General features: G+C 42.0%; 10 protein-coding genes and 4 pseudogenes. 5 read left to right on the top strand and 9 right to left on the bottom strand.

The window, feature by feature from the left end; translation table 11 throughout:
• The first annotated feature begins 169 nt into the window (after window positions 1-169).
• Window positions 170-1,729 (top strand): glycerol-3-phosphate dehydrogenase, encoded by a 1,560-nt coding sequence (gene glpD, locus ACMAZD_RS18275; RefSeq protein ID WP_435250089.1) that lies wholly within the window; start codon window positions 170-172, stop codon window positions 1,727-1,729.
• 180 nt (window positions 1,730-1,909) lie between these two features.
• Here glpD and ACMAZD_RS18280 read toward each other — a convergent pair whose 3' ends face one another.
• Complete coding sequence (locus tag ACMAZD_RS18280) at window positions 1,910-2,146, bottom strand: YdcH family protein (protein ID WP_435250090.1); 237 nt, start codon at window positions 2,144-2,146, stop codon at window positions 1,910-1,912.
• A 733-nt stretch (window positions 2,147-2,879) separates the two neighbouring features.
• Between ACMAZD_RS18280 and nfsA the strand changes: the two genes are divergently transcribed.
• Window positions 2,880-3,602 carry an oxygen-insensitive NADPH nitroreductase gene (gene nfsA / locus ACMAZD_RS18285; RefSeq protein WP_435250091.1) on the top strand — a complete coding sequence of 241 codons (723 nt, stop codon included), beginning with the start codon at window positions 2,880-2,882 and terminating at the stop codon, window positions 3,600-3,602.
• 76 nt (window positions 3,603-3,678) lie between these two features.
• On the opposite strand, the gene ACMAZD_RS18290 is transcribed toward nfsA, so the two are convergent.
• Window positions 3,679-5,208 carry a phospholipase D family protein gene (locus tag ACMAZD_RS18290; protein ID WP_435250092.1) on the bottom strand — a complete coding sequence of 510 codons (1,530 nt, stop codon included), beginning with the start codon at window positions 5,206-5,208 and terminating at the stop codon, window positions 3,679-3,681.
• A 612-nt stretch (window positions 5,209-5,820) separates the two neighbouring features.
• Between ACMAZD_RS18290 and ACMAZD_RS18295 the strand changes: the two genes are divergently transcribed.
• Window positions 5,821-6,111 (top strand): putative quinol monooxygenase, encoded by a 291-nt coding sequence (locus ACMAZD_RS18295; protein ID WP_435250093.1) that lies wholly within the window; start codon window positions 5,821-5,823, stop codon window positions 6,109-6,111.
• 223 nt (window positions 6,112-6,334) lie between these two features.
• On the opposite strand, the gene ACMAZD_RS18300 is transcribed toward ACMAZD_RS18295, so the two are convergent.
• Both ACMAZD_RS18300 and ACMAZD_RS18305 read right to left on the bottom strand, forming a co-directional pair.
• Entirely contained in the window at window positions 6,335-7,333 is a 999-nt protein-coding gene (locus ACMAZD_RS18300; RefSeq protein ID WP_435250094.1) for a LacI family DNA-binding transcriptional regulator, read from the bottom strand.
• A 98-nt stretch (window positions 7,334-7,431) separates the two neighbouring features.
• A complete protein-coding gene (locus tag ACMAZD_RS18305; RefSeq protein WP_435250095.1) occupies window positions 7,432-8,871 on the bottom strand; it encodes a 6-phospho-beta-glucosidase in 1,440 nt (479 codons plus the stop codon).
• A 350-nt stretch (window positions 8,872-9,221) separates the two neighbouring features.
• Between ACMAZD_RS18305 and ACMAZD_RS18310 the strand changes: the two are divergent.
• Window positions 9,222-9,764: pseudogene (locus tag ACMAZD_RS18310) on the top strand (bifunctional metallophosphatase/5'-nucleotidase); the annotation flags it as partial.
• A gap of 4 nt (window positions 9,765-9,768) precedes the next feature.
• Here ACMAZD_RS18310 and ACMAZD_RS18315 read toward each other — a convergent pair.
• From ACMAZD_RS18315 to ACMAZD_RS18325, 3 genes and pseudogenes are all read right to left on the bottom strand, one after another.
• Window positions 9,769-10,299 carry a hypothetical protein gene (locus ACMAZD_RS18315; protein WP_435250553.1) on the bottom strand — a complete coding sequence of 177 codons (531 nt, stop codon included), beginning with the start codon at window positions 10,297-10,299 and terminating at the stop codon, window positions 9,769-9,771.
• Window positions 10,300-10,350: 51 nt separating this feature from the next.
• Window positions 10,351-10,572: pseudogene (locus ACMAZD_RS18320) on the bottom strand (VOC family protein); the annotation flags it as partial.
• Between the two features lies 1 nt (window position 10,573).
• Window positions 10,574-10,815 (bottom strand): annotated as a pseudogene (locus ACMAZD_RS18325) (transposase); the annotation flags it as partial.
• 501 nt (window positions 10,816-11,316) lie between these two features.
• Between ACMAZD_RS18325 and ACMAZD_RS18330 the strand changes: the two are divergent.
• Complete coding sequence (locus ACMAZD_RS18330; RefSeq protein WP_435250096.1) at window positions 11,317-13,284, top strand: TonB-dependent receptor domain-containing protein; 1,968 nt, start codon at window positions 11,317-11,319, stop codon at window positions 13,282-13,284.
• A 40-nt stretch (window positions 13,285-13,324) separates the two neighbouring features.
• Here ACMAZD_RS18330 and ACMAZD_RS18335 read toward each other — a convergent pair.
• Window positions 13,325-13,627 (bottom strand): annotated as a pseudogene (locus tag ACMAZD_RS18335) (IS30 family transposase); the annotation flags it as partial.
• Window positions 13,628-13,647: 20 nt separating this feature from the next.
• Window positions 13,648-15,267 carry an IS1634 family transposase gene (locus tag ACMAZD_RS18340; RefSeq protein WP_435250097.1) on the bottom strand — a complete coding sequence of 540 codons (1,620 nt, stop codon included), beginning with the start codon at window positions 15,265-15,267 and terminating at the stop codon, window positions 13,648-13,650.
• Window positions 15,268-15,327: the final 60 nt, after the last annotated feature.

A 15,327-nucleotide genomic window follows, 5' to 3' on the forward strand; every position in this document is an offset into this window, starting at 1 on the left:
TGCTCGAATAAGTTTTATTTTAACCTCTGCTTTCATAAGCAGAGGTTTTTTTATGCGCAAATCACATAAAACGCGCATAAACGAAAATAATAAATGACCGAAAACGAAAGTTAATATAGGATTGAATTATGTTCCAAAATGCTCGTTCGCTCAGAAAGAGGTCAAAACCATGAGTGCTCAACAAAATAATTCAAAAAATAGTACATCTTCAACTCTAGACTTAATCGTGATCGGCGGCGGCATCAATGGTGCAGGCATCGCGGCTGACGCAGCAGGTCGTGGTCTAAACGTTGGTTTATACGAAGCAAATGATTTCGCCTCTGCGACATCGTCTGCAAGTTCAAAACTTATCCACGGTGGCTTACGTTACCTTGAACACTACGAGTTTCGTTTGGTTTCGGAAGCACTGGCCGAGCGTGAAGTATTGATAAGAAAAGCACCTCATGTTGCTCAACCTATGCGTTTCCGTTTACCTCATCGACCATTTTTACGCCCAGCTTGGATGATCCGCTGTGGTCTATTCCTTTACGATAACTTGGGTAAACGCACCACGCTTCCTGGTAGTAAAACAGTGAACTTGGCGAAATCAGGTTTACTGAAGCCAGAAATGAAAACAGGTTTTGAATACTCAGATTGCTGGGTAGATGATGCGCGTATGGTATTGCTGAACGTATTAGCGGCGAAAGAGAACAACGCAGAAGTTCGTAACTACTGCCGAGTTGAAAAAGCACACCGTGAAGGCGATGTTTGGCATGTAACGATTCTTGATGTGATGACAAACCAACGCTTCGAGCGTAAAGCGAAAGCACTTGTTAATGCTGCTGGCCCTTGGGTGAAACAGTTCTTCGATGATGGTTTAGAGCAAACATCACCGCGTAATATTCGTTTGATCAAAGGCTCGCATATTGTTGTGCCACGTATTCATGACGAACCACAAGCGTACATTCTACAAAATAAAGATAACCGCATCGTGTTTATGATCCCTTACCTAGATAAGTTCTCACTCATCGGTACAACCGATCTTGAATACAAAGGCGATCCTCGTGAAGTGACTATCGACGATGTAGAAGTTGATTACTTAATTGATATTGTAAACCAGCATTTTGTTAAGCAACTAGAGCGTGACGATGTAGTGTGGACTTTCAGTGGCGTGAGACCGCTTTGTGATGATGAATCTGACTCACCACAAGCAATAACCCGTGACTACACATTAGAATTAGATGCTGAGTTTGACCAAGCGCCACTGCTTTCTATTTTCGGTGGCAAGCTAACCACTTACCGTAAGCTTGGTGAAGCAGCTGTAAACAAGCTAGAACCTTACCTAAAACATATGGGGTCACCTTGGACAGCTAACGACACGCTACCGGGTGGTAACTTCAGCTGCAGCCGCGAACAGCTTGCCGCAATGATGCACACGAAATACCCTTGGGCATCAGAAGCACTGCTGCTTCGTTACGTGACCCAATTTGGTACTTACACATGGGATCTACTTGAAGGCGCTACGTGTGAAGCGGACCTTGGTATCCAGTTCTCAAGCGAAGCACACGGTGTTTACCAAGCTGAGATTGATTACTTAATCAACCAAGAGATGGCAATGACAGACGAAGACATCTTATGGCGCAGAACCAAGCTTGGCTTGTACATGAGCGAATCTGAGCAACAAGCATTGTCTGATTACTTAAAAGAGAAGCTACAACGTAAAGTAGTAAGCTTTTCTCAAGTAGGCTAATCCACCAGCCAATAAGCACAGTTTAGAAACCTGATTAATAACCAAGCTTAGCGTCCCCCGCGCTAAGCTTTTTTATTACCGGGTATTCGGATCACACTCAATCATTTAAGTAGGTGCCAATCTCTTACAAAAAAACTCCCGAGGGAGTTTTTGTTGTCTATATCTAAAATCTGTTGTCCATTAGCTGCTCAAGCGAGCATATAGCGCATCTTTCAGCACAGAACGGTCGTGCTTCAGCTGATGCATTGAGCCATCATCAATGGGTGAATCTTTCAGCTCAAGTTTACGAATCTCTTTATCAAGGTTGTCGTATGTCTTCATGTCTGTTGCAAAGCCATCATCAATTTTAGCAAGCTCAGCAATTTTGTCTTTCATTTCAGGAAATTCGTGAACAATAGAGTGATTTTCACCTAGCATAGAAACCTCTTCAGTTGATTAAAGTGATTGGTAGTACACATTCATTATTTACCTTAGCAAGGGACTCAAATAACAAATGAGATCCAGTACACAGCACAGAATATAAACAATTTAGATTCACAGATTTACAACATATCCTCACAAAAACAAGAGAATATTAAGTTGAGACTCTCAAGCAATTACTTTTTCCTCAGACTTTATATTGGTCTCTCCGGTCAACAAGCACGAGCTTCCTCGGAATACGCCAAAGCGTATCAACGTTAGTATTGGTTAATAATTCACAATACAGTCGAATAAGTTGTTGAATTTTAAATAAGATACCCTCACAAAATGGAGAGGGTATTCATTTTAGTATTCCTAAAGAAAGAGTTTACTCAAAACTTACTCTCAGAAAAATCAGTGGCTACATGAAAGCTAAATACTTTGAGGATATATCAATGTGTTACTATTGAATCTGTGTGGCGCTTGCTCCATTGAAGCGTTCATTTTTCACTACGGCTAGCGATATCAACAGAGACCAGAGGGAATTGCTCAACTGGCACATGAAAATATGCTCCCATGGCGGTCGCCCGCGTATGTGCATTATAGTCGACACGTATACAGCCAGTCTTTGAACGCAAAAAAGATCCAAGTTCAAAAACAAATGAGTTACGGAGTTAAGGGTTTACCCCACTAAAAAATGTCGTTATGGTGATTTGTAATACATCATAAAAACAAGGACAGTCAGAGCGCTATGAATAGTACGATTGAGACTATCTTGGGGCATCGCTCCATTCGTCAATATACCGATCAACCAATAGAGAAAGAGCACCTCGATTTAATTGTCCAGGCAGGTCTCGCCGCGTCATCATCAAGCTTATTACAGGCTGTTTCAATCATCAGAGTGACAGACAAAGAGAAGCGTAAACTGCTAGCCGAATATGCAGGCAATCAAGCTTACGTAGAAAATGCAGCCGAGTTTTTGGTGTTCTGTATCGACTACCAACGCCATGCTCAAATCAACCCTGAAGTAAAGACCGACTTTACTGAACTGACTCTGATTGGCGCCGTCGATTCTGGCATTATGGCGCAAAACTGCATGCTGGCTGCTGAGTCTCTGGGCTTAGGTGGCGTATACATTGGTGGCTTGCGTAATAGTGCACAACAAGTCGATGAACTGCTAGAACTACCACAACACACCGCCGTGTTGTTCGGGATGTGCTTAGGTCACCCAGCACAACAACCAGAAATTAAGCCTCGCCTTCCTGCTCACGTAGTAATGCACGAAAACCAATACCAACCGCTGAGCCTAAATGAAATTGCCAGCTACGATGATTCGATGCAAAGCTACTACGCAAGCCGCTCAAGCAATCAGAAGCAAAGCAGTTGGTCACAACAGATCACACAAAAGTTGTCTGGTGAATCTCGCCCGCATATTTTGCCTTACTTGAACAGTAAGCAACTGACCAAGCGCTAGCTCCGTTTCGTCATCACAAACAAAAATGTCAGCGCATAATACGCTGACATTTTTAATTTCTAAGGTATTGACACTCTTACAGATATTTCTCAATTGGTAACAGCTGTAGGAAGCCTGACTGCATTCGTTCCCACTTGCCTGTTTCTGGTTCGCTGTCCCAACTTTGCTCGCCTGAATACCAATACACATCACCATCTTCCAGTTCCAATCGCCAGCTGTTTTCTTCACTCATTGCTTGCTCAATGGTGTCAGCTAACGTTTCAGCAATCTCTTTATTCTCGATGATCAAAACCGATTCAGTATTGAGGTAGGTAGAGCGTAAGTTGAAGTTGAATGAGCCAATACTCGCGATACTGCGGTCAAACACCACTGATTTAGCGTGCAAGCCATAAGCCGTCTCGGGCGCACATTTCGACACGTCTTGAGTCGATTCTTCACATAACTTGGATTCTGGTTTTAACTCAAACAAGTCGATGCCATTCTCTAACATATCGTAGCGTCTGCCCGCGTAAGCAGAGTGGTTAGTAACCAAGTCATTTGACGCCATTGAGTTGGTCAATGCTTTTATCTCAACGCCTTCGTTATTCAACGTTTGCCACTCTTCTAATTGGCCATCATCAAATACCAAGTAAGCCGACTCAAGCAAGATCTCTTGTTTCGACTCGCTTGCGAGTTGTCCTAACAGAACTGCCGTTGCTTTTGGTTCATCAGTATTGTCTGAATCGACAGGTACAGGGCGATCGTAAGCAAAACGAGCATTCACCCAAGTCATCTCATCAAGAACCTTTTTCAATAGGCTATCTGCTGCTTCACGATTTAATGGTAACTCTGGGTAGCTTTTGTATTGCGGAACGGTTATATCGTCAATCTTTGAAAGATCCGGTTGTTCGTCGTCACCTAACATATCGACAGGGTAAGACCAACGGCTGTCCCAATACTCAATAAAGCTGGTTTGGATCGTGGTAACAACCGAGCCCATCACCAATACATCACGATCTCGGAAGTTGATCTCGTCAGAAAGGTCGAAATATTCATCGCCAATATTACGCCCACCTACCACTGACAAGGTGCCATCTACGGTAAACGATTTATTGTGCATCCGGCGATTTAAGCGAGAGAAGTCCGCAAGGAAGCTTAACCACTTACTAAAACCACGGCGTGTTGGTGTTGGGTTGAAGATTCGGATCTCGACGTTCGGGTGAGCGTCAAGTGCAGATAATAACCCTTCACGCTCATTGAGGTTGATGTCATCCAACATCACTCGAACCTTAACACCACGATCAGCGGCTGCTAATAAACGGCTAGCGAGATATCTGCCCGATTCATCGGAGTTCCAGATATAGTATTGAATATCAATGGTGTGCTCTGCACTTTCAATCAACGCCAAACGCTGTGCCAATGCATCCCAACCGGATTCTTGTAAATGAACGGCAGTCGTCGCCAGCTCTGATGCGGGTTGATATTCATCCACCAAATCCGATAAAGCGCTTGGTCCATAAGAGGTGTACGGTTCGGCAGGGTGATCGATGCCTTCTGGTAATGAGGAACAACCGCCGAGTACAGCGATGAGTAATAAGGTTAAGCTGATGCGTTGGAGCATAGGCATGTGTTTGACTTCCTTTTCACGGTCAGGTCTTTGAATTGGCCTCGACAACTTTTCAACGACCAAGTTATTCGAGGTTATTCATTGATTATTACTGCTAAATCCAGAAATTTATAGGTAATTATCCAGTAAAATCATACTTAGCTAGTCCAAACGATATACATTCACGCACCCACAACCAAAATGTCGTTCAAAGTACATGATTTTTAGATATTCAGGAATGATTCAAAGGTTAAATTCACCGTTAATATGGAAATCAAAGAGCAAACCGTCTCAAAGTAGTTGAAGCAATTGGCCCTTTAATAGTTACAAAAACCGTGCACGACCTCATAGACCATAGGCTTGATGTATCTCAAGCAAATAAAAACAACAGTAACTCCAAAATATCAATTACTTAATTCATTGTGTGGGCAATTTTAGGTAATCTAATCCAGTCGCACCTGGTTTGCTAATTATTATCAATTAATTTTTGATAATAATTCTAATCGATCGCGGTTTATCCTCATGAACCTTCCTACTATTCTTTGTTCACCGGCACCGATGATTGTTCACCCAATAAAGAGCAACTCAGTGAACAACACCGCTTTGGTGAATCAAATAATATAGGCAACGAACATGACCCAACTGACTATCATCGCAAACATCGTCGCTAACGAAGACAAAATTGAATTGGTTAAAGCAGAACTGCTAAAGCTGATTGATATCACTCGTGCAGAAGAGGGTTGCATCAACTATGACCTTCACCAAGACAATGAAAACCCAGCGCATTTCACTTTCTACGAAAACTGGACGTCTCGCGAGCTGTGGCAAACACACATGGGGAATACTCACCTTGCTGAGTACATGGCTGCAACGAAAGGTTGTGTTGCGACATTCATACTGAATGAGATGGCGAAAATCGCTTAAATCCGTATTCCAAGTTCTTAATTTGAAAGCCCTGCTGAATGTTAGCGGGGCTTTTTCGTTTCAACATTTTCTCATCTAGGCCTACTTATCTCGATTACAGTTTTAAACGAGGCTCAATAGAGTCGATAAATGCTGAGATACGCATGGATTGACTCGATTCAGTGGTGCGTAGCCCATCACTTTTTGTAGGCTAAATATGAAACTCACTCACAGTTAATTAAGCCTAGACACGCGGGGCAACTGAGTCGCGAATTACCAAACTGCCCGTCGTACTCAAGGCTTGTGCTTGCTCAGTTTCACCAACGATTTGTAGAATCGCCTTTTGCGTCATTTGCTCTAGTGGCACACTCACAGAGGTAAGACTTGGCGTTAAAAACGCACCCACTTTACTATTATCAAAACCGACGATAGAAACGTCTTTAGGTAATGAATATCCAAGTTCAGTTAAAGCCTTAATCGCGCCAATCGCCATGTCATCGTTTTCAGACAGAATAGCGGTGAATTTTGCTTTGCTTTCCACTAAAGCTTGAGCCGCATGATAACCACTCTCCATCGTCCAATCGCCTTGAACGACTTTAAATTCATCCAATGTAATACCGTGCTTGGTTAGCACATCTTGATAGGCTTGATAACGCTGTTCATCGGTAGACGAGCCAGCTTTACCACGAATCACAGCAATGTCTGTATGGCCTTGCTCAATGATGTGTTCAACCATCAAACAGGCACTTTGATAATGGTCGGTGGTGATAGCATGATTGGGCTTAGATGGCATTTCGCGGTTGAGCGCTAAAATCGGTGTATCAGTGCTTTCGATGATCTGTGCGATCTCGCTTTCCGTTAAACATTGCGGGTAGATGATGATACCCGCGCACTTCATATCGAGAAGGAAATTGATCGCCTTGCTTTCGTCTTCGGCGCAGTGTTTACCATCGGTGATCACCAGTTGATGATTCGACTTTTCACTATAAGAAGCAGCGTGATACATCAAGGAAGAGAAGTACGGGCCGTTGAACAACTCATTGGTGATTACAAAGCCAATGAAGTTGGTCTTCTTGGTCGCCAATTGCTGAGCTAACAGGTTTGGTCGATAACCTGTTTCTTGAATCGCATCAAATACCTTTTTCACCACATCTGGGCGCACGATATTCTTGCCATTTAAGACACGAGAAACCGTCGATTTAGATACGCCCGCGCGGTTAGCGACATCAAGCATGGTTACCATTCGCTTCTTTTCCTTTATAAAAACTAGCCGACATAAGCCGACTAATTCATTGCAAAATGACAGCTCACAGTTAACATAACTGCGCTGGGCAATGCATTCTAAATAGTGACACCGTTAGATGCAATCACGCCTTTATACCACTCGAACGACTTCTTACGTTTGCGAGCTAAAGTACCGGATTGATCGTTGTGCTTGTCTACGTAAATAAATCCGTAACGCTTTTTCATTTCACCGGTAGTGAACGACACCAAGTCGATACAGCCCCAAGGGGTGTAACCCATTAGATCAACACCATCAATCGTAACGGCTTTTTTCATCTCTTTGATGTGATCCCTAAGGTAAGCGATGCGGTAGTCGTCATTGATGCTGCCATCTTCTTCGATGGTGTCGACAGCACCGAAGCCATTCTCGACAATGAACAATGGCACTTCATAGCGCTCATAAAGAGATGCTAAACAGAAACGCAGACCAGTTGGGTCAATCGGCCAACCCCAATCACTCGATTTGATAAATGGGTTATCGACCGAATTTTCATGGCCGCCGTCCATCGCTTCATCCGTCGATTGGTGAGAAGACGAGTCCAATGTGTTCGACATGTAGTAGCTAAAGCCAAGGTAATCCGCTTTGCCTTCTTTCAAGATTTGCTCATCTTCAGGCTGCATTTCAATGCTGAAGCCTTTGATTGCCCAATCGCGTTTTGCGTAGCTTGGGTAGTGGCCACGTACCATCACATCCGAGAAGAAGTAGCGATCACGCATCGCTTGCTGTGCGACCATGATGTCTTCTGGCTTTGAAGAACGAGGGTAGAAAGGGACCATTGCACACATTGCACCGACCTGAAGATCTGGGTTGATCTCGTGACCTTTCTTAACCACCAAAGCACTCGCAATAAACTGGTGATGAACTGCTTGATACATGGCTTCTTGCGGCTTCTTGCATTGTGGGAACTTCACGCCAGAGCATAACCAACCAAAGATATCTGCCGAGGTGTTCATCTGATTATTGATCTCGTTAAACGTCATCCAGTACTTCACTTTGTGCTGGTAACGCTCCATTACAGTGGTCGAGTACTTAACGAAGAAGTCGATGACTTTACGGTTCATCCAGCCGCCGTATTCTTTGGCTAGATGGTAAGGCATTTCAAAATGGCTCAACGTCACGACTGGCTGAATATCGTATTTGAGCAGCTCATCAAACAGATCATCGTAAAACGCTAAACCCGCTTCACACGGCTCGGCATCATCGCCATTAGGAAAAATACGTGTCCACGCTATGCTGGTTCTAAAACACTTAAAGCCCATCTCAGCGAATAACTTAATGTCTTCTCTGTAGCGGTGGTAGAAATCAACAGCCACTTGGTTTGGGTAGTTTTCACCATCAATCACACCATCGGTGATTCGACGTTGTACACCATTAGCACCCGCCGTTAATACGTCGACGACACTCACACCCTTGCCGTTCGCATCCCAGCCGCCTTCTAGCTGATGCGCAGCTACTGCACCACCCCATAAAAAATCGTTCGGAAATTCGTTGTTCATATCGTTACTCGCTAAGAAAAAAGACTCGCTAAAAAGCGACTAAATAAAGTTATTCGCTAAGAAAAGTGAATGGTTTAGAGTCACAAACTTAAAATCCTCAACTATGAAACTGATTTCATCACAGAATAAAGATACACTCTGAAACCGGTTTCAAAAATACCTTTTTGATCAAACTTAGGATTTATTTGAGCTCATACCTCTGCCAATCGACTCTTTTCATTAAACCAACTCAAAAGGCAATTCCTTGGTTTAAAGGATCAATCTAGGCTAAGGACTGTGCTTTGGAGCACACTCATCCCACTCGTGCTCACTAAAATGGCAAACGTTCCCTTCACTGACATGAGCACGCTATGAAAAACCTTAAAATGAAACCTTTATGCTTTGCTGTCTCGGTATTAACGACAGTGGCTTCAATGCCAACCCTAGCCGAAATAAAAGAGATCACTCTGCTTCATACCAACGATATTGAAAGTGTTTACGAACCAGTCGATGCGTTCTACAACACAATGTGGAAAGGAAACCGTAAAGGGCTAACCGTCAAAGATCCTACGGAAATCGCTCAAAAATGGGCTGATAAAATCCGCGATGATGTCGACATGATCGTAGTACTAACGCACCAAAACAAAACGGCGCCAATGCAAACTGCCAAAGAAGCCGATCCAGAAGTTCAACGTGGATTTGATGAAGATTACGAAATGGCAGGCAAACTTTTGGGAATGGATGTCATCTTCGGTGCTCACTCGGATAATGGCTTGATCGAACCTGTTGTTCACCCAAAAACCGGCACAGTTATCGGCTTAATCTTTGGTCAAGGTATTCACCTTGGCTACACAAGATTTACTATCGATACCGAAAAGCATGATGTCAAATTTTTTGGTGGTAAATCTCAGCCAAACCTTAATGCTGTTCAAAATACTGATCATGTTGTGATTTGCCAGATTGATCTTGGTTTCCAGGGTAGAACTGTACGAGTGTCTGATCTGCGAGAGTAAGGTGAATCCAGCCTTCTTTAACTCTAAGCCAATTGGTGCCGTTTGTCTCATAGACGCTAGGAAATTTACCCCAGCCAGACTCGGAGACCTGTAGCTCTTGGAAACGGTCAATCGGTGGTAGTTGATTACTTTCGAAGTTAGCTTCGGTATAAACAAACAAAGGCTCCATGGCATCGTTTGGCTTGAAAGTATAACAATTCACGGAAGTGGATGTGCGATCAAACCATTGGTAGGGCTTCGCTCCTATGAGATCATAAACCGCACAGTCATTAAATTTAAGAGCCCACTCTTGATGAACTTTAAAGCCGAGGTACCCTATTGGTTGTGATGGTTCAGGTTCAGGCTTAGAGTTAGTCTCTGACTCATAAACCGGTTCTGAGGTAACACACCCCATAAGCCCAATACCAAAAAGGAAAGTCACAGCACGCTTCATCATTGTCATACCTCAGCTCTGTTTGTAGATGATTAACTCAATTAAGTCTCTACATTAAACGGTAAGTTCCAATCGATTACCATCAGGATCGAAGCCATCGCCAGTGCTTCTTGGGCCATCTAAGCGCTAATAACCATCTCCAACCAAACGGTTGGTGAGTTCATCCACCGCTTGTTTTGATTCTAGCGAAATCGCCATATGAATGAAGCCGGTAAATTGATCATAGAGGTCATCTTTCGATTCAGGAACCAACCCCTTCTCTTCGTGAAATAAGCGCAATGGCTAGGTGCTGTATAGCTCCACTCGTTTTAGTCTTATATAAAACCTCAACTTGCTTGGCTCTACGACTGATGCAGGTGCAATGCGTATTACTTAACGGTACATGGGCCAACCTAAATATCGAGTCGATAAACCCTTGAAGCGCTCTCAGTGGCATAGAAAAACTCGTTTCACTATGAGTGCTGTCGTGATCGCTGAATCACTGAACCGACGTGGCCTTCCGCGCCAGTTCTGTTTGCTTTACTCCCACCCGCTTATTGCTTCCAGTTGTTTGTTTTCTAAGGGTTTAGGTATGGAGCTACAAGAGAGAATGGAAGTAGCAGATCAAATCTTAGGTTCTTGATTTAGCTCTATTGAATTACGCAACAAAGCCCTATATTGCTTATCCTTAGCCATTGCTGACTGAATTATAAGCAGATACACAATTTAAATTACAGGCTCGGATAGATAACCATCACACCATAATATATGGTTTTCGATCTGTTATAACCTTTGATTATGCACCTATGATTTATCATTAGCGAATACCAGTGTAACAAAATGTAAATAAGTGTAAGTAATGTAAGTAATGTAAATTTTATTCTAATGATAATAATTATCATTAGAATTGAGATCCTTATGTAAGCAGGCTGTTTTCACTATAGTTTTATATTTACAGTTGATACTCGTTGTACTCAATGGGTTTCTATTTTTTTGTTTATATTTTCTGCTTCTATTATTTTATTTTGTTATGGATTAAATATGAAGATAAAAAATGTTTCTTTGATGATAGCTATTGCCTTAAGTGCAAATAGTTACGCTTCTAATGATGCAGATGAAACTGTGTTAGTTGTCGGAAGCCAATTAAAAAATTCGATTTCTGAAGAAGAAATTGAATTGAAGCAAGCCGATCATTTAGCTGATTTATTAAGGGATAAAGCTGGGGTTGATGTTGGTGGTACACATCAAACGGTACAAAGAATTAACATTCGCGGCTTAGAAGATGAAAAATTAGACATTACTATTGATGGAGCAAAGCAAGGTGGTAGAGCCTTCCACCATTATGGTTCAATAATCGTAAACCCTGAAATGTTAAAATCCGCAGATATTCAAGTTGGTAATAACTCTGTTACACAATCAGGTATTGGGGGAGGAGTTGCTTTTGAAACAAAAGATGCCGCAGATCTTCTAAAACCAGGGCAAACAATAGGAGCTCAGGTTCTTGCTGGAACTGCTACGAATAATTATGATTCATATAGTGCAGCTGTATATGGAAAATTGGGGAGTTCATTTGATGCTCTGGCTTATTATTCTGGAAGATCGACAGGGAATACTGAATATCCATCAGGTAAGAAAGAAGAAGGTGGCGAAGGGCAACTGAATAACATCCTTATAAAAGCTGGGTGGGATATTTCGGATACGAACCGTCTTGAATTATCTTATGATAATTATGATGATAGTGGGGATTACCCTGAAAAACCTGAGTTCGGTCAGAGTAATAGCTATAGTCGTGGTACTGAAGATGTTGAAAATAAAAGAGAAACATTAACCTTAAATCATGAGGTTAGTTTTGCCAACACAGATGCAAAATCTACTATTTATGCCAATAAAGTTACGCATAAACAAGACAGTGGCGCTGATAACGTGGCTGGCGATTGGGTTCCTTCAGACGCAACTGGGGTAACAGAAACATATGGAGCAAAAACATTATTCATTACACACGATAGTCTGTTGGGTTTAAACAGTATTTATCGCTATGGTGGTGAATATAGTGATATGGAAAATTATCGAGAAAACTTCGCAGAAGAAGTTGTTGTAAAGAAAACACCAGTCCATACATCTAAAGAACTGGCTGTATTCGTTGAATCTGAAATTGAAGCGTTAAATGGACTGTACTTGACTCCTGGTGTCCGTTATACAAATTATAATATCAATATGTATAACAAAGAAGACTCGTTTAATGAAACTGTATTTGCTTTAGCTGGCAAATATGAAATTAACAGAAATTGGACGACTCAAGTGAGTGCCGCGCAATTTTCTAATGGTCCAGAGCTTGACGATTCATTTAGCTCACGCAGTGAGACGAAATCTTTTAATTTGAAGCCGGAGACCGGAATAAACTATGAACTCTCTTTGAACTATAAGAACACTGAGCTACAAGCCGTTGATAGATTCGCAGTGGATTTAACTATTTTTGAAACTCATATTGATGATTACTACTCATTAGGAGAGTTATCAAACGATGGTGATGTCAAGATTAATGGTTTTGAAGCGAGCATGAAAGCAGATAAAGGTATTTATTTTGCTACGCTTTCATACGCACATTCTGACTCTGAATATGTTTCTTCTAATAATGATGATGTTATAGTCGGTTCATCACTAGAAAATCAAGTTGGTGATAGTGTAGCGTTGAGTTTAGGCCTTACTTCAGAAGAGACTGGTTTAAGTGTTTTATGGACAAGTCTTGTGACCTTCGACCTTGATGCTAAAACGAATAGTGACAGAGATAAAAAAGGTTATGACGTACATAATATAAATCTGCAATGGACACCTAAGTCTATGCAAGATTTAACTATCACTGCTGGTATTGAGAATATCTTTAACAAAGAGTATGTATCACATGCATCAGTTGTATTTGAAGAAGAAGGTTTTGATCGCCCAGGTAGCTCTTTTGCGAGTGATTATGAACCAGGTGTGAACTATAAAATACAAGCAGCTTATAAATTTTAATTAGCCCGAATTCAACTCCGAAGTGCGACACTCTCCAATATCAAGCAGCCAATACCATTTCTTTAAAGACAATCGCTGGTTGCTTGAAGTCTAAACACTTTTTCGGTCGATAATTTATCCGTGATACAGCGAATTCAATATCGCTGTCTGTTACCGTTGTTAAGTCGGTTCCTTTCTTCACATATTGCCTTAAAAGCCCGTTAGCATTCTCATTGGCTCCACGCTCCCAAGAACTATAAGGGTGGGCAAAGTACACATCAGCCTCCAACGCCTTTGCGATGGTTTCGTGGCCTGCAAACTCTCTCCCGTTATCTGCCGTGATGGTATGGACATGTTCCTTATAACCGACATTCCGCACCTCATTTAGGAATAAATTGCTTCATATAGCTTACCTAGCAATTGAAGCAATCTCCTCTGATGGTCTTGAATGCCGGTGATAAACCATTGTTCGCCGAACTCAAGTGTATCGACCCCTTCAAATTTTAAAAACACCCAGCGAGCAGTTGGCTTAGATGTGGTTTTGTTCTTAACCATGCTTGGAAAAAATTCTTCAGTAACAGCCAACTCTTCACGTATCTTATGCTCGAGTCCAGCATAAACCATTAGGCTTAAGGTCATTATCATGAGTAAAGCTTCGATGCGTTGTGGTTTTTTTAAGAAGATAGATGATGTTAAAAACTCAGGGCTTTTAAGGAAGCGAAAACCTCGCTCGACTTTCTGTTGTGACTTGTAGTGTTCCAGTAACGCAGCCATATCGAAATCGGTACTTTCAGTATCATTGGTCGCAAGAATGAACATACCAACTTTAAGCTTCGCGAGTTTTACTTTTTCTAAATCAGTGAACGGATTTGCTTCAATTTTGTAGTGGTATCCAGTTGGAACCTCATCTTTTTTAGGGCGCCCTCGGCCAGCAAACTCGGGCACTTGCCGTATCTCACTTTGCTCGAAACTCAACAGTTGGCATTGACTCTGAAATTCACTCATAGCCTTTTGTGCATCAGTCGCACAGGCAAATTGTTTCTTAGCTAATTGAGCTAGAGATTTAAGCTCTTTGGTCAGATTTTTATCCAAATTTTTATAAAAAGTGGCTTCTTCTCGCTTTGTCGCTTGCTCGCTGTTCACTAACAACCATCGCTGCTTCACGTTGCCATAATCAGATTCAATCCAGTGCCCCGAATAACCATTACCGATAGGCTCTAATTGCGCTGGCGATAATGCCAGTAGAGCTTGTTTGGCCATTTTAATGGTCATTGGGACGCGTGTAATGAACTTCTGCTTTTGTTCATCAAGTGAGCAAATACTGTCTGACGTGTATAAAGCTGCATCAGCAATAAAGTAACGACTATTTTGCGCGGCTTTAAGACAGTGAATATGGCGCTTAGTGACCTCTGCAAATGCTTTTGCATCGTTCGTGTTTCCACTGAGAGCCTGCATATAAACAGGGAGCCCTGCTTGATTTTCACAAATTAATTCAAGGACAACCTGATTCAATTCAGGTCGGTGATCTCGACTATAACCTTTGACGAGTTGAATAGAATTAATGTCATCCTCTGCTGATTGAGCATATTCACCATCAACATGGAAACTCGTTATATCAAGGTGGACAGACTCTGTCTTGAGGCCCAATTTTTCAACGGTATGCTCTGCAATAACTTGATATAAAATAGATACATCAGCTTCAAATAAAGCATCTAATGTGCGCCCAAGAACATCATCAGTTAAGTGGTACGCTTCTATGTTTTTAGCAAGCAGCTTTGATATTGGCTTTGTCTCGAAAAAGTCAGAAAACATATGCAATGTTCGACTATGGAAGCCCAAACCGTTCAAAATCATGGCTAGAACGGCATCACCGTGTGAGACATTATGCTCTGAATACTTAGGAATTATGCGGTCGATAAGCCCGGGTAAATCAATCTCATGACAGAATGCAGCGATTAATCCAAGATGATCTAAGCGTTTTATGACAGGTTGAGGAGCAGACATCGCAAGTTACCGGCAAATAAAAGTAATAGATCAAAACGGGGGATCTGCGTCAAGTCTCAA

Source organism: Vibrio sp. nBUS_14, from assembly GCF_051201655.1.
Lineage (GTDB): Bacteria > Pseudomonadota > Gammaproteobacteria > Enterobacterales > Vibrionaceae > Vibrio.